The following is a 16,118-nucleotide window of genomic DNA, read 5'->3' as shown; positions in this document are numbered from 1 at the left end:
TTAACACATAATCCGCCGTGCCAATAAGTTAAAACTTTATAAGTTGCGTAATTATACACTTTCCTTTCCCCTCGTTGAATTTTATCCAAACGAGAACCGCTACATACTCAAACACTAAAGTATATTATGGCTATCCTCTAGTTTATTTTTCTGCACTCAGGAATTTTACCATCCACAGGGATTGGGTTTGATAACCTAACTGATTGTAAAGATTTAATGCAGGTTTGTTTGATTGAAAGACTTGTAATCCGATCTGGCGATCGCCTCTTTGAATAGCCCAATTTTCCACATATCGCATCAAGGCTGTACCAATACCTCGCCGCCGATGTTCTGGTACAACGTAGAGGATAAAGATATGGGCATGGCGGTTTCCATGTACTTGATCTATAGCATTACCCACCCAAAGGCAAGCGATGGGGGAAGAGGCAGAGGGGCAAAGGGGCAGAGGGGTAGAGGAGAGAGATTCTTTATTAGTCCCTTGCTCCCCTGCTCCCCTGCTCCCCTGCTCCCCCTCTTCTTCTACCCACCACAAGGGCGTATCGCTAGAAAAGTATTGCTTAACTGTTTGCTCTAGGTGAGAAAAATCCTCATGGGGAAAGAGATCCTGATAAGTTCGCTGCATGAATTTAAGCAGCAGCGATCGCTCCAATGAGGAACCATTGCGGATAATATACCCCGGTAGTAATTGCTCAGACACTTCTGGCGTTTGTTTCTTAGGTAGGTGAGTTATACCAATTACGAATTAGTATGTGCTGCCGGTTGCAAATTAGCAGGAGTGGTTTGAGAACTTACTCCTACCTCTTCAATTGGTGCGGGTGCTGCCATATCTGATGGTAAAAATATGCGGGCGCTTACTGCTACTAGAGCAAAGACAAATACCAAAACTACAAGCAGTGGAGCAATGTATTGACGAAAAATAGCCATATTTTAATTGCAAAGAGAGCTAGGAACCTTTATGAGAACTTAGCTGAAGATTTGTGAAGTATTCATTTATTTTAGCAATTTTCTGTATATGAAAATTGGGAATTGGGATAGATTATTAATTCTGTTCCCTGTTCCCTGTTCCCTATTGACCGCGCTCCAAGTCATCAAGTACTCTTTCGCAATACCAATTTTCCGGCATTCCAGGATAAGTTTCCTTTGCCTGTTCAATTAACCTTTCGGCTGCGGCAGTGTCACCGGATAATTTAGCAATCAGTCTGTTTTTGAGATAGCTATCAGATACACCATCGTCTACCTGGTTTGGTATCCCTTGATTTATAGTTGATGGTCGAGACTGATCTCTTCGTAACTGCCAAAATAAAACGTAATAAAGTGTACCAAAAATTAAAATTAGGCTGAGTGTTCCGAAAAAAGTTAGGAGATTAAATGCTAGATATCCCAGAACTAACTGCGAGAGAACATACCCAAGTAATAAACCAGTCAGTAAGAGAATAAATGTGCCTACAGCAATAACTACTTGATTCCCCATATATCCTCTTCTTCGTCGTCAAGTCCTGGTCTGGATAATACTACCACTGGTTTGGGATTCCAAGGGGCAAAAAATGGCAATAATAGTAATCCTGGCAAAGCTGCTATTGCTGTCAGTAGAAAGAATGTAGACCAACCAGTGGCTTGTGCCCATGTACCTGCTGGAGCGGTGACAATATCTCTACTAAAAGCTTGTAAACTGGAAAGTAAGGCGTACTGTGTAGCTGAAAAGCTTTGGTTACAAAGACTCATCAAAAATGCTACAAAAGCAGCAGTTTCTAGACCAGCACAGAATTGTTCGATATTAACGGCAGCTAACATCAGATAGAAATTTTTACCGACTACTGCTAGCGCAAAAAAAGCCAAATTCCCGACAGCTTGGAGTATAGCAAATATCCAGAGTGAGCGATTAACACCAATTTTGGTCATTATTGCTCCTGCTGCTAAGGTGCCAACAATAGTGGCGAAAATTCCCAATGCACCAGGAAACGCGATGTCGGTTTGAGTGAAATGTAAACCTTTATCTAACAAAAATGGGGTGGATACATTCTTTAGTAAAGAATCTCCCAGCTTGTAGATCACAATGAAGACCAAAATTAAAAGTCCTTGTAGCCAGCCATGACGCTGGAAAAATTCAATAAAGGGTAATTTGACGGCGGCGGATAAAGTCTGAGGCGGGCGATCGCGTAGGACTGGTTCTGGTGCAAAAATAGAGCTAACCACGCCTACAAGCATCAACAGCGACATCAACAAGTAAACAGCTTGCCAAGGCATTCTGTCTGCCAAAAATAGGGTGACATAACCGGTTACTAGAATGGCAATGCGATAACCCAACAAGTAAATAGATGCCCCAGCACCTCTTTCTTCTACTTCCACTACATCAGTGCGGTAAGCATCAACTAAGATGTCTTGGCTGGCGCTAAAAAAAGCAACAGCTACAGCAGCAATTATTAAAGGTTGTAGCCCTTGGGATGGGTGTTGTAGAGCCATCGCAGCTATACTTAACAGTAATGCTACTTGTATAATTACCAGCCAACCTCTACGTCGCCCCAAAAAAGGCGGTACAAATCTATCTAGTAAAGGCGACCAGATAAATTTTAAAGAATATGGTAGCTTAACTAAACTAAAAGCGGCGATCGCTGCCAAGCTAATCCCTTCTTTGGTCAACCAGGCTTGTAATGTCTGACTAGTTAAATATAACGGCAACCCTGATGAAAAGCCAAGAAATAACAAAGCTCCCATCTTCTGGCTGCCAAAAATTCGTAGCAGCGATTTATTTACTTGCACAATATTGAAGATTCCTTGTTATCTAAGTTGAATTGCAGTTATCTTGCCATACCTGCTGTCTAATTTCGTATACGCACACAAATCCGCTAGGATTTTCTTTATTTAAGATACATATCAACAATGCTGTAACAGTGTGATTATTCCTTAATTTTCCTTAATTGAATAAACCTGATGCCCCTTGATTTCTACCCCGTGGGTAGCAAGGCATTTTGCCCAACCTTCACGCGTACCTATGTCGCTTTTGTCCTTGAGCAATCCTAATTCCTCTTCTTGTTGAGTGAGTTTAGCAAATTCTTCGTAGCGTGGGTAGTCGCTGGTAACAAATGTTTCCTTTCGGTGCAAAATTGGCGGATTTGCCCTAGTTTCGTAGTCTCGGTGAGTGATGAAGAGGGTTTTTAAATCAATACAGATGCTGGCTTTTAAGGCTGGATGGGGATCGGTGTCGAAGTCAGGGTAAAACAGATAAGATATTTGCGGCTTATCAGTGTGATATTTGATTAATGTGGCTCCATCTACACGCCCAATGGTGCGGCTAGCGCAACCTTCACAAATTCGCAGCAAGGGATCGAGTGCTGCTAATGCCGAAACATGGACGTAAATAGCACCGCGTGTATGTTTACCTATTTTGCTTTTTTCACAAGCAGTTTTAATTACCCCAGCTTTACCTAAGCTGAAAAGTTTTTGGTCTGCTACAAGACACGCTTCCTCGTAGCTACTAAAAAAGGCTTTGATATCGTGACGCATTTCTAGGGCTAGCTTCTGCCATGCGGGGCGTTTATCAAAGTGAGTCAGGGCGAGATAAACTTGGATATCCAGAGAACGACGATAAGCGATCGCATCCCATTCAGCCTCATCAGTAGCTTGTAAAATTACACCAAAGGCGCGGCGGAAGTTACCAAATTCGTTCAGTAATTCCTGTTCATTCTCCAACTCGCCTTTTACAGGTAGTCTACCGCGCTTGGTAAAGAAAGCCATTAATGGTTGCAGCTGTTCTTGATAGTCTTCAAACCGCTTAGTGGGGATACGGACTCGTGGTGTAGAAGTGGTAGAAAAGAAGCGGATAGCTTTGTAACTTTCTTTTTCAGCTTCATCTCGAAAAACAAAGTATACGCCTAGTGCGATCGGTACTGCATCAACATTTAGAACTTCATCAATATAAGTTTTGAGTTCTTGCTGTTCGTAATATTTCTGAAAAGTATTGCGGCGCGTCACAATGCCATCATTGTAAGCAAGTTGGGTTTTGCTGGGAGCGTTAATCAGTATTTGAGCTGCGACAATTAAAACTTTCCCGGTAAGTTCCCAAGCTTGGATCAGACTTTGGCGGCGTTCCTCTGAATCTTCAATCACGTTGAGGATATAGCCCAAGTTGACCACATCGGCGGCGATGCGTGGTACATCGGGATAGTAGTAAGGGTCCCAGCCTAAACTGGTGTAGCCTAAGTTTGCTAATCGCTGAACATCACCACCGTAGCCGCAGCCGTAGTCAAAAAAAGTGGTGTCTGGATTGAGGATTGCCCATTCTATTGCCAATTTTACAGGGCGGGATAGGTCAGTGCGAGCGATCGCAGCTCTATGACGCTCAATTTCTAGCGCTTCAGGCATAATATTAGTTGTCAGTTAACAGTGAACAGTTAACAATCAACTAATATCCTTTCAATTTTTAACCGCCAGTTCAATTAAATCTTCAATTTTCTTGATATTTGGATCGCCTGCTAAGTAACCAATACCGCGATGTAAGTGCAGGCGGAATTGGGTGGCGAGGGTTTCTTTGTCGGTGGAATAGCCGTCATTATGACAGCGTTGCTTGAGGGCGAGAAGGAGTATATCCGACATTTCGCCGCCAAAGACGCGCCAAGTCATTTCGACGTTGCTATCTTGGGGAATTGGGACGGGGGAGGGTGTGGTTGATTCTGCGAGGGAACGACAAAATGCCCAACGGCATAGGATATTCCATTGGTCGATTTTGGTACTGCGTCTGAGTTTGGTAAGTTGGTCTTTGGCTGTTTGGGAGAGACGAATACGTTCTATTGGTGATTCCATAAGTTTTTCATTAACGAACCGCAGAGGCATAGAGGACGCAGAGAGGAGAGAAGGGAATTACCAAAAATAACCTGGTTGTATAGTTGTTTGGCGGGTGGAGGAGTCGTATTTGAGGAGATATTCGCGTGCGATCGCTTCATTTTCTCGGAGTGTTTCTACTTCTTTTTTACCAATCTCAGTATCGGTAGATAACAAAATTACTTGATGACTAGCCGATGGAAAGTAACGTTCAACTAAATTGTTGCGGTGTGAGGAGTCGAGTCTACCTAGTGGCGTATCGATTGCTACTGGTAGGCGGTGTCCAGAGACTTTGGCTAAACCCCAGAGGAATGCGATCGCAAGTAGTTGTTTTTCGCCTGCTGATAAACGATGTTTAGGAACAGGTTTACTATTTAAATCGTAAAGCAAAAGGCTGAAAGTCTTAGTATCAATGGTGATCCGATGCACTAAATCTGATTTATGCAGCAGATAAAGGAAGCAATTTTTAACTTCCTCCTCTAACTTATTGAGTTTTCGCAGAGTTAATTTTTCCCGAAAAACCTTGAGTGTGTTTTGAACTTTCGCTGCTGAAGTAATAATATGTTCGCTATTTTTATGTTTAATATTTTCTACAGTATAATCACTTAATTCTTTCTTTGACTTGGCAATAATAGTTTCTAACTCAGCTAAACGGCGGCGGATTGTTTCGTAATTTGCTTTAGCTTCAACAACCTGATTTTGTGCCGCTTCAAGTGCTTGACGCAGCTTTGTATAATCTTCTGGTGCTGCTGCTGTTTGCACTTGCCTTTCTAAAGTATGAATTTCTTCTTCTTTATTTTTGAGGATAGCTAATTTCTCTTTTGCAGAAATTTTAGAACTTTGTAAGTGATATATGAAATTATCTAACTGACTTAAATTTTCATCATCAGCTAATAACCAAGGTGCTTCTATCTGGATAGTCTTTGCATATAAATTATCTACATCTTGAACTAGAAATGATTGAATTTTGTCAACTTGAATTGGAGAAATTTCCCCTTGAGTTAGCCAAGCGAGTAAGCGCTGATCTCGCTCAATTAACAAATCTTTAGAAGTTTGTACCTGTTGATGGCGAAATTCCTTTTCTCCCTGTGCTTGCACTTGATTAAGCAAATAGGGAATTAATGCCAAAGGTAAAACATCAGCCGCCAATTCACACATCGACTGACGTACTTGTTCAATTTCCGCAGTTTTTGTATCCTGTTGTAGTTCTAATTGATTGCGTTCTGCTGCAATCTTCCCACCTTCAGAAATAAATTTATCAAAGGCTTCTTGCTGCTTTTGTTCTAATTCTTCTACCTGATTTTTGAGAGTTTCTAACTTTTCTCCTGTTGTTTGATAATCTTCTTGCTGTTGGGTTAACCTAGTTTCAATTTCCTCTAGGTTTGCTAAATCCTTACTATTACCAACTTCTTTAAGTTTACGGTTAACTAAGATATCTAAATCAACTGCTAAACGATCTGCTAACTCTAAACCTAAAAGTCCGCGAATTGCATCTACTACAACTGGTGGTGGTGTTTCCTGTTCTGCAAGTTCTTTAACTTGTTCACCATCAAATAGAAATAAATTAGAAATCCCTAATGGCAAGAGATTTTCAATATATTCATCCCAGATATTAACTAAAGCATCAGGCCAGGTATCACTGTCACCTAAAATACCTAATGTATCTTTACCGTCTTTAGGATTTTTTGTCCAACTACGCACAACACGGTATTTTATTGGTTTATCATTTTCAATATGTTCAAAAAGTAATTCAATCCGGGTGTCTGCAACTGGATCAATTTTATTGTTAACACATTGGTTGAGAAAATCGCTATAACTTAAATTACCACGGGTAGAACATTGGGCGCGGGGGCCATAAAGGGCGAGACGAATGGCATCCATTAGGGTAGTCTTTCCGCCGCCATTCATCCCGCCTAAGAGGATAATTGGGTGTGAGTTTTCCTCATCAATTTTTGGGTTAAGGTTGATTACCTGTTTTCCAGTATAGGGGCCAAAGTTTTGTAATACGAGTTCAAGAAATATCATGATTGGAGATTATTAAATACCGGGTGAAGGAATACCGGGCGGGAATTCGCGGCTACACAGGCAAAGTCCGCCTTCGCGGACTAAATTCATAGATAGTTATTGGTTTACTTGGGAGTTAGTTCCCAGGTGGGAATGATTGATTTTTGGTTATGGTGGATAGGTTGGTTTCTAATGTAGTTGGCTACATTGTCGATGGCATCATGACTTACTGTAAAAGCTCCATAGTTACCTTGCCATTTGAAAAACTCACTTGGGTTGATTTCGTGGGTGATGAAATGTGACGAACTTCCCTTAATTTGTTTAACCAATTCAGAGATACTGATGGTTGGCGGAAAACCCGTTAGCAGATGGACATGATCTTCAATACCGCCAATTGCAATTACGGTACACTTTATCTGTTCAGATTCCCGAATAATTGCTCCGTAAAGTTGCTTTTGAATATCAGGCGTAATTATGGGCAATCTATCCCAGGTTGCCCAAACATAATGCACATACAATTGTGTAAAACTTGCTCTCATTTTTCTTCAACCCACGAAGGTGGGTTTCGTCTGTGTAGCCGCGAATTCCATTCGCTGGGTATTCGCCGGGTATTCTATTATTCTTATTCTTCTGAGTTTTCCTTTTTAAATTTCATATTTGCCCAAGTTACCTGTTCATCGCTTTCACTTTTCCCTTCATCTACTTCATTGATTGCTGCAACATCGCCTAAAGTCATCTGCTTGACTTTTGCAACATCACCTTGACTAACTGCTTCGCTTAATTCGCGTTTCAAACGAGCATTTTTAATCGCATCTTCTGGAGAACGGGAACTCGTATTAAAACATTTTTCTAAGGTTTCGTATATTCCCACGCGACGAGTCTTTTTGCGATACTGGCGTTCTGTATCTAACAATTTCGCCATGAGTTCAAAGTGCATCGCGTCACCTTCACAAATTTCTTCTAATACTATCCACTCATCACGACCTAATAAGCTAAGGTCAGCACCAGGACGGGGGTCTTGAAATTCTTCACCAGTCACTTCTTGATAAATCCGGGGTAAGCTATCATCAAATTCGTGTCTTTCTTCTAGCCAAATGCGGCGAATTTCGCTCATTTCTTCTAGAGTTATTAGGGTAATGTCGCGCATATTTTCTGGTGCTGTTTGACGAATTTGTTTTTCAACTGTAAGCAGTTGTCTTAGCCAATCCTCCCGCGCTTCTTTAATAAATGGGCCAGGAATAGGTTCAATAGATGTCCCATCTTCTAAGTTACGTTCATAAAGTTGGACACCACCATTTCTACGTCGAAAATCTCTTTTATCACGGGTTTCTTCTGCATCCAATTCTTTACGGAAATCAAGTAAAGGTTGCATCCACTCTTTCTCTTCGTCATTTTGAATCATCGCCGCCAGTGATTTATCTTGACTAACCAGCGTACAAACCCAGCAACCAAAACGAGAGCTACCACAACTAGGCGTAGATGTATCGACTACTAAAGGACATTCATTATCAGCAGAAGCGCCTCGATACATGGTAAATAAATCTTTATTGCTGTACCCCCAAGGGTTTTCCCACTGCATGAGATAAATCCAGACTTCATCATTTTGCCAGTCTTCAATAGGGCTATAAACCAAAGAATTTGGCAAGTTCATATTAGGACTGAGGCGATCGCGTACCCGTTGGGCTTCCAATTTTCTCATTCGGCTAGCACGTTTTGTACTTTCAGCTTTGCGAGTCCCTAACACAACGATCGCTTCTCCACTCGCTCGAATCACATCACGAATAAAGCGGTTAGAGGGATTAATTTTCAGGCGTTCTGTACACCAACGAAATTTTCCTTTGGGTGCTGGATAGCCTTTACCAATCAAACCTACCCAAAATGTCTCTTTAAAATCTGGCTGTAGCAAATGGGGTTCAAATGGTAATCCTTGGGTTTGGGCTTCAGATTTCATCTGTTTTAGAGAATTGCGTACCCAAGCAGCAACAATAGGATTTTCTACCAGTGTGTCTGTGGTGATTACGTAGATTGTTTTAGTTCGCTTTTCGTCGGGGAGTGCGGCGATCGCATTCCACACAAGCTGCAAAATCGCGGTGCTGTCTTTTCCCCCTGAGTAACCCACAACCCAAGGTATTTCATCTAAGCAATACAATTCTTGAATTTCAGTAGTGAGAGCTTGGATATCTGCCACTAAATCTGCTACAGTATTCGCTTGCTGAACTTGATTTTCTGGTTGTTGTGCTGTAGTCATTTCTTCTGATCTCTGGAAACACTGGCATAATATCTGGGAAAATAGGGCGAATAGAATTCGCGGCTACACCCAAAATCTACTGACCTGGGTTGTGAAAAAGTTTTTAAAAACTTTACTACTAATATCCAATTTTTTGGATAATTAAACTACATAATACTATTCTGTTTTTAAAATTTAACATGAAAGATAGTACATCTGACCCAACTGCTGACATCGCTAGAGAATATCTGGAACGAGAAAATAAAGAAAAACAGGTACTAGCTTTACTCCTAGAGAAGTTTTTAGGGAGAAAAGATCAGATTCTCGTTCAAAAAACCGAGATGGGTGGTACTGAGGCTTATGTTAGCTCTGTTACACTGGAATGGTTTGCAGGTCGGGTTCACTTCGCCTCTGGCTTACCTCTGTTTCAAAAAAAGTATAATCCTGAAAGTGATAATGTCGAGATTGACGCAGATAGTATTGATGAAATTCAGCAACGTCCCCTTGATTGGTCACGTCAAGCACCGCTAGTCCAGTATTTAGCGGCTAGAGACAATCATAAGTTTCCGCCGGTGCTAGTGGTGATTAATCAACCGTGGGTGGATAATCCCAAAGCTGCTGAGTGGGATGGCGAAGGACGCGCTACAAAGTCTACGACTGATTTTATACCCCTAGATAAAGACGGTAAGGTAGGTCTGCTAAATATTTCTGAGGATGATGTAACCATTTATGCACTAGATGGTCAACATCGATTAATGGGCGTTCAAGGATTGATGGAGTTAATCAAAACTCGTAAACTCCAGCGCTATAAAAAAGATAAAGGTGCTGATGATAGTTTTATTACAGTCAATGATTTGATAGAAAAGTACCAAGTAGACCTTGCTTACTTGCAAAATTTACCCAAGGAGAAAATTGGTATTGAGTTCATCTGTGCGGTAGCGGCTGGGGAAACTCGCACCCAGGCGAGGCGCAGGGTAAGATCGATTTTTGTTCATGTCAACCTGATGGCTGCACCGTTGACTAAAGGGCAACTAACACAGTTGAATGAGGATGATGGTTTTGCGATCGTTGCTAGAAAAATTGCAGTTACACATCCACTATTAGAACAACGACAAGAACGCAATCCCCGCGTCAATTGGAATAGTGCAACAGTGGCTTCAAATTCTACAGTTTTGACGACATTGCAAGCTCTGCAAGATATGTCTGAGCGATATTTGGCTCAAAAGTTCCCCCATTGGAAACCCTTGGAGAAAGGTCTAATTCCCATGCGTCCAGAGGATGAAGAACTTGAGCAGGGGATTGAGGAATTTAGCAAGCTATTTGATAATTTAGCTAGTCTTTCCAGTTATAAAATTTTAGAACACGAGGATACACCAGCTTTGCGGCGCTTCAGCTTTGAGAAGGATGGAGGTGAAGGAAATATGCTTTTCCGTCCGGTTGCTCAAGTTGCATTAGCGCAAGCTTTGGGAATTTTAGTATTTAAAAAAGGTTTTTCCCTAGCAGATATTTTTAAGAAGCTGCGGAAGTTTGACCAGCAAGGCGGCTTTAGTGGTATGGAATATCCCCAATCTCTCTGGTATGGGGTTTTGTATGACCCAAATAAAAGGCGGGTGCAGGTTGCTGGACGAGATTTGGCGGCGAAGTTATTGGTTTACATCTTGGGTGGAGTTCAGGAACAGATGGAACGTGCTGAACTTCGCAAGGCTTTAGCGGATGCTAGGACTGTGGAAGATAAAACTATAAGTTTTGATGGCGAGTTTGTTGAACCGAAAGCAGTAGGACTTCCACATATTCTCAACTAGCAAATTTCAGTAGGGATTTTGCAGTGTGGTTTTTACCGATGCTACAGTTCATAAGGGTTGCATATCATGTTTGCTAACATCTACTAATTTATATTAGGTCTTTATATGTCTCAACCAATTGAGGATGCTAATAATAGCATTTCTCCTCAGATTACAGCGCTTCCGGCTATTATGCAATACAGTTTTCCTCTTGCCCCTCTCCTATCATAGCTTTCAGGTTTGAGGATGTACCTCATAGCCGCCGGAAGTGCTGTAAAGCTCAGTTTAGCTCCTTTATTGAACCATTTTTCTCACAATATCATCGCGATCGCTGCTATCCAGGGCTGATTTTCCAGCAGGGAAAGCGGAAAATGCTCCAAATTAATGTACCTGCGAGTGACTTTTCTGGTCTTCTCCAAGCTAAACCATCCACCGGGAATGATCCTGATTCTGGTAAAAATCGCCCAGTGGTCAAAGGTCATGCTGATGAAATTAAAAAATATATTGTTGACCGTTCTCGAAAAGGAAAACCTTGGATTGTAGGAACTCTGACTGCTAATATAGCTCCAAAAGATATAACAATTCTTGAACTGAGTAGGGGCATTTGTCTAGTTGTTATTCGTCGTGGAGTCAAATTAGATATAACTGATGGACAACATCGTAAACTTGCAATTCACGAATTGATAGAAAGTACTGAAAGCCACTTAATTAGTGATGATGATTTTGCAATTACTCTAGTTTTAGAAGGTGATTTTCACCAGTGTCAAGCAGATTTCAGAGACATGGCTCAAACAAAACAACTAGATAAGTCATTATTATTATCATTTGGTGAATTCTCTGGTCGAGTTGGCATTACTAAAGAATTAATAAAACGAGTACCAATGTTTTTGGGGAAGACAGAGAAGATTAAATTAAGTCCTGCAACTAAAGATAAGCTGATCTACACAACTAATTTTATCGCTAGGTTTGTAAGTTGCGTTTTTACTAACGATCCAAGTAATCAGCTTCGAGATCATGATGTTTATCAAGCATCTGATGCTTTGGTTCTTTCTCTTAATAGATTTTTCTCAGAATGCAGTAACACTGAGTATATTGCTGATACAACTGTTGAAGAACTAACAGTAGATGAAGTAGCAGCATTTAAAGAAGACTGTATTATAGGTGTAAGCGTGGGTCTGGAAGTTTTAGGACGTTTATTGCATTATATATACGATACAGAAAACAATTATTTTAATGAAGAAAAAGTTTTACAACTAGCACAAATAGATTGGTCGAGAGAAAATCAACTTTGGAAGGATAATGTAGTTAGAATAGATCCCAAACCTAAAAACCCGGATAAGCCTTATAAGTTATCTACTGCTGCAAATGCTGTAACAGATGCAGTCAAGATAGTAAAAATACGGCTGGAATGGATATAAATAATTATTTCTAAGGATCGCCTAAAAATCAAGAGAGGAATTTGGTAAGATCAAATTCCTCGTCTTGTTGCTCTATATTCGTTCGCTCATAACTGAGAAATAGTAAAATTCGCTCTGAGTAATCTACTGATCCACGCAACTCATTTTGCAATATTTCCAATCCACCATTAGCGTACTCTTCAAATATATGATTGCGTTGTCTTTCATATTCTTCTTCATTAATAGATAGTGTTTTTATATCTTTAGTTTCATTGATTGCTAATAATTTTATTAAAATATCGTTTCCCATTGAGGCAAAATACTCTATCCTGATTGGCGATGGTTCCCTTTTAGAAATTTCCCCTAAAGCCACTCGTTTTTTATGCTTTGCACCCAAAGCTGCTGCAAATACAATCACATCAGCAAAAGTATTAAAAGGCCCTGTTCCACCATCTGAAGATGTTAAACCTTTCACCAACTCAGCTTTATCTTTAGCAACCCTGATTCTGCCAGTTTCAGCCATAATATTAATATTTACATTGTTGCCATCTTAACCGACAGCGAAAAGCGATCGCTATGTTTACGCAATTGCCAAGGTATTATTTTAGGATAGTATGTAGGCGATCACTAAACAAACAAGGACAGCTAAAAGCGATCGCTACGTTTACGCAATTGCCAAGGTATTATTTTATGATAGTATGTGGGCGATCGCTACGTTTACGGAATTGCCAAGGTATGATTTTATGATAGTATGTGGGCGATCGCTAAACAAACAAATTATCCACCAACATAGTCCATCCTGCCACTGCGCCTTTGTGTGAAATTTAAATTGATAATTGAACATCCTCATAAACTAAAGAAATCGGAAAGTGGAAATCAACGCTAGTTAAATGAACCTCATCCCCTGCTTCATAAGGATGTAACTCCCAAAGTCCTCTTTCATTTAACCGGAAGCAATCTAAACCAATTTTTTCAGCATCGATGAGGACGTATTCTTGCAAAGTCTGAATGCGACGGTACCGCGTAAATTTTTTACCTCTGTCGTAAGCTTCCGTGCTTGGGGACAGAACTTCAACAATCAAACAGGGATATTGGAGAAATTGAATAGCTTGTTTATCCCGTTCATCGCAACTCACCACAACATCGGGATAATGAAAAGGCCCCTTCTCCGATACTCCTACTTTCGCATCCGCCATGAAAGGAAGACACCCACTCCCCCTGAGATGACTTTTTAACGCTGAAGCTAAGTTTAAAGCAATAGTTGTATGGAAAAGAGTACCCCCAGTCATGGCGAAAACTTCACCATCAATATATTCATATTTAACTTCTTGGCATTCTTCCCATTCCAGATATTCCTGGGGGGACATATAGTTTCTGTCTGGACTCGCAACCATAAGCTTATTCCTTCTCAAAAGCCACTTTTCTCAACTGTAACTAAAATCAGACTTACGCACAGGGAACGGAAAATTAAACCACATCTGTCGTAAAAAATCTTTGCGCCTACATTTTTTACGACAGATGTGGTTCAAAGACATCAAAACAAACTGCTGTAATTACCTATCCCGTTTAACTTCCATAATTTCCGTATATTCAAACTCATTCGGACTTTGTTTCACCAAAGGATATCTTTTCCCACCCAACTCAATATAATCTTGTTCGCAATCCGGCTTAGAAGAATAATACGTAAGCACATATTCTCTACCAATTCTGTCTGTCATTTCTGCTTCTACTTCACCCCGCCATTGAGTCTTAGTAACTAAAACTATCAACTGATTCGCTAATTGGGGAATTGTCTTCGCAATGTGTCGCCGCGAATTCTCATCTAAACTACCAAACGGCGAATCCATGACAATTGGGAAAGTACTACTATCGGGAATCATCATCATTTTCCGTTTCTCGCTCCATTCCCGCACCTTGTCAATGATGCTGGCAATAAAGGATAAACTAAGAATCTGATTTTCCCCGGTAGAAGCTGCAACTGGCGCTTCCACACCTGTAGTATTTTCTACTAATGTCAGTTCATATTTATCGCTAATTTTAGGGATATATGGAGTAACTGAAATCTCTGTAAATATTTCTTGCACTCTCTTTTCTAATTGCAGACGAAATTGTTGCTCTTGACGATTTCTAACTTCCGTTAACCGTTCGATTGCATCTTGAGTGGCGTTAATCCGTCGTTGTGCTAAGGTTTGCTTATCCTCATTCAGCTTTTGCTTGGCGATTTGTTTGTTTAAACCTTCAATCTCAGTTGTAAGTTGAGCAATTTGCTGCTGATTTGCACCCTGTTCTCGATTTAATTCATCAATTTTACTTTCAATTTCATCTAATCTTTTTTGCAAACTGCCAATTTCTTCATTAGCATCTTTTCGCAACCGTTCTTGAATATTGTCTAAATCGTCTTCAATTTGAGATATACTTTGCCTTAACTGATTAATCCTAGCTTGTTCTCTATCAACTTCTTCCCAAAATCCTATTGCTTGCTTATCAATTTCATCTACTTGGGCGCTCATGCGAATTGCAGTTTCTTCTACCGCCGAAGAACCAGCTTTATTTAACCAAGTACTCACATGAGTATGAGAATGATTACCTTCGTGCAACTCTGCACCGCAAATACAGCGTTGAGAATTGAGTAAATCATTGACAAATTCCCGCGAAATTCCTGATGTTAACTCGCCGCGCTGCTTTAAATCGTTGATAATTTCTCGGAACTGTGCTGTAGTATCTGATAGTAAAACGGTATAACCCCGCCCAGAGATAACTTTTTTCAGCGCTTCCTTGGTTTTTTTATATTCTTCTTGATTTGTCGCTTTCTGCGATTCTAAATCCTGCCATCTTTCTTCCAATTCCTTAGCAGCACTCAATTCTCGCAAACGGTTACTTGTCTCTTTTTTAAAAGTTTGTTGATATTCTAACTCTTCTTTAATTTCCGTTTGCCGTTTGGTAATGCGTTCACGTTCGCGTTCTATTTTTTCTTGCTGTCGTAATAACTGTTTAGTTTCAGAATCACCAATCGCTTTTAACTCATTTTCTAGAGTTTTTTTAGCATCTCCCAAATGTCTGATGGAACGGTTGATTACTTCCACGCCCAAAAATATTTTTGTAGCTTCGGCAATTTCAGCTTTTTTATCAGAACGAACGATTTCTTCGATTCGTTCGCCGTCAAAGAAAAAATATTGATGTAAAGTAGCGGGTAAAATTTGATTAATTATATCGTCTGGTTGCTGAATTGGTATATTCCATTTGCCATCATCCGCACCAACCCACATGGTTAATTGAGTTTTACCAGCGTCAAAATCACCTTCGTTTTTATAACCCCGACAGGCGCGTTTGACTCGATAGCGTTTGCCTTCATGTTCCCAGCCAATCTCTACCCAACATTCTACAGCTTGACCTTTTTGAGTTTCTGCGATCGCACGCTTATTCACTAACTGCTCTATCGATGCGAACGCTGCACTAAATTTATCATACAATACCCACGTAAAGGCATTCAGCAAGCTAGTTTTTCCAGAGCCATTATTCCCATGAATAATTGTCGTGTTCTGAGCATCTCCTCCAGCCAGAATCATCTCTGGTGTCGTACCATAAAAGGAGCGAAAGTTGCAGAGCTTGATTGAAGTCAGCTTCATCGCACCTCTTCCTTAATAATGTCCAAAATATTATCATTTATATGGCTGTTAATCTTTTTATCTAGCCTGCCTTTTTCTAGCTTCCATACGCGCTCAATAATTTGCCGTACTTCCGGCGGTGCGCTGGTTATTGGCTCTTGAACATCATCGATATTAGCCTCTTGTGACATATCGGATTTTAAAATATAGTTTTTAGTTTTTCTACATTTTAACTTTCTCTCGTGCTAGAACAGCCTCCGTAAAGGCACTGTTTGCATTATCTTTAAAA

At 40.5% G+C, this 16,118-nt stretch carries 15 protein-coding genes; 2 read left to right on the top strand and 13 right to left on the bottom strand.

Annotated features, from left to right (window positions below):
* Nucleotides 1–142: 142 nt before the first annotated feature.
* The 9 genes from V7K42_RS24075 to dndC form a co-directional block, all read right to left on the bottom strand.
* Nucleotides 143–697: a GNAT family N-acetyltransferase gene (locus V7K42_RS24075; protein ID WP_334919791.1), complete on the bottom strand. Its 555-nt coding sequence runs from the start codon at nt 695–697 to the stop codon at nt 143–145.
* Between the two features lie 38 nt (nt 698–735).
* On the bottom strand, nt 736–924 hold the full coding sequence (locus V7K42_RS24070) for a hypothetical protein (RefSeq protein ID WP_334919790.1): 189 nt from the start codon (nt 922–924) through the stop codon (nt 736–738).
* A 142-nt stretch (nt 925–1,066) separates the two neighbouring features.
* Nucleotides 1,067–1,471, bottom strand: a complete 405-nt coding sequence (locus V7K42_RS24065) for an ABC transporter permease (RefSeq protein WP_334919789.1) — start codon at nt 1,469–1,471, stop codon at nt 1,067–1,069.
* Nucleotides 1,456–2,757 carry an AmpG family muropeptide MFS transporter gene (locus V7K42_RS24060; RefSeq protein ID WP_334919788.1) on the bottom strand — a complete coding sequence of 434 codons (1,302 nt, stop codon included), beginning with the start codon at nt 2,755–2,757 and terminating at the stop codon, nt 1,456–1,458. Before V7K42_RS24060 ends, V7K42_RS24065 begins: the two co-directional genes overlap by 16 nt.
* A 144-nt stretch (nt 2,758–2,901) precedes the next feature.
* Nucleotides 2,902–4,359, bottom strand: coding sequence for a DNA phosphorothioation-associated putative methyltransferase (locus tag V7K42_RS24055; protein WP_334919787.1), 1,458 nt, complete (start codon nt 4,357–4,359; stop codon nt 2,902–2,904).
* Between the two features lie 51 nt (nt 4,360–4,410).
* Entirely contained in the window at nt 4,411–4,797 is a 387-nt protein-coding gene (dndE, locus tag V7K42_RS24050; protein WP_334919786.1) for a DNA sulfur modification protein DndE, read from the bottom strand.
* 57 nt (nt 4,798–4,854) lie between these two features.
* Nucleotides 4,855–6,840 (bottom strand): DNA sulfur modification protein DndD, encoded by a 1,986-nt coding sequence (gene dndD / locus V7K42_RS24045; protein WP_334919785.1) that lies wholly within the window; start codon nt 6,838–6,840, stop codon nt 4,855–4,857.
* Between the two features lie 104 nt (nt 6,841–6,944).
* A complete protein-coding gene (gene tnpA / locus V7K42_RS24040; protein WP_334919784.1) occupies nt 6,945–7,358 on the bottom strand; it encodes an IS200/IS605 family transposase in 414 nt (137 codons plus the stop codon).
* Nucleotides 7,359–7,441: 83 nt separating this feature from the next.
* A complete protein-coding gene (gene dndC / locus V7K42_RS24035; RefSeq protein WP_334919783.1) occupies nt 7,442–9,067 on the bottom strand; it encodes a DNA phosphorothioation system sulfurtransferase DndC in 1,626 nt (541 codons plus the stop codon).
* A gap of 179 nt (nt 9,068–9,246) precedes the next feature.
* Here dndC and V7K42_RS24030 point away from each other — a divergent pair, with 179 nt between their 5' ends.
* Together V7K42_RS24030 and V7K42_RS24025 are read left to right on the top strand one after the other, a co-directional pair.
* Nucleotides 9,247–10,848: a DGQHR domain-containing protein gene (locus V7K42_RS24030; RefSeq protein WP_334919782.1), complete on the top strand. Its 1,602-nt coding sequence runs from the start codon at nt 9,247–9,249 to the stop codon at nt 10,846–10,848.
* Between the two features lie 203 nt (nt 10,849–11,051).
* The gene (locus tag V7K42_RS24025; RefSeq protein ID WP_334919848.1) at nt 11,052–12,245 is read left to right on the top strand and encodes a DNA sulfur modification protein DndB; all 1,194 of its coding nucleotides are present in this window, start codon (nt 11,052–11,054) and stop codon (nt 12,243–12,245) included.
* 28 nt (nt 12,246–12,273) lie between these two features.
* On the opposite strand, the gene V7K42_RS24020 is transcribed toward V7K42_RS24025, so the two are convergent.
* From V7K42_RS24020 to V7K42_RS24005, 4 genes are all read right to left on the bottom strand, one after another.
* Complete coding sequence (locus V7K42_RS24020) at nt 12,274–12,747, bottom strand: DNA phosphorothioation-associated protein 4 (protein ID WP_334919781.1); 474 nt, start codon at nt 12,745–12,747, stop codon at nt 12,274–12,276.
* A 301-nt stretch (nt 12,748–13,048) separates the two neighbouring features.
* Nucleotides 13,049–13,618: a Uma2 family endonuclease gene (locus V7K42_RS24015; protein ID WP_334919780.1), complete on the bottom strand. Its 570-nt coding sequence runs from the start codon at nt 13,616–13,618 to the stop codon at nt 13,049–13,051.
* 159 nt (nt 13,619–13,777) lie between these two features.
* Nucleotides 13,778–15,850: an AAA family ATPase gene (locus V7K42_RS24010; RefSeq protein ID WP_334919779.1), complete on the bottom strand. Its 2,073-nt coding sequence runs from the start codon at nt 15,848–15,850 to the stop codon at nt 13,778–13,780.
* Nucleotides 15,847–16,020, bottom strand: coding sequence for a hypothetical protein (locus tag V7K42_RS24005; protein ID WP_180277607.1), 174 nt, complete (start codon nt 16,018–16,020; stop codon nt 15,847–15,849). Before V7K42_RS24005 ends, V7K42_RS24010 begins: the two co-directional genes overlap by 4 nt.
* Nucleotides 16,021–16,118: the final 98 nt, after the last annotated feature.

The organism is Nostoc sp., assembly GCF_036917455.1.
In the GTDB taxonomy this organism is placed as follows: Bacteria; Cyanobacteriota; Cyanobacteriia; order Cyanobacteriales; family Nostocaceae; genus Nostoc.
The sequence above is the reverse complement of the archived record's forward strand: the minus strand, read 5'-3'. Positions and strand labels throughout refer to the sequence as shown.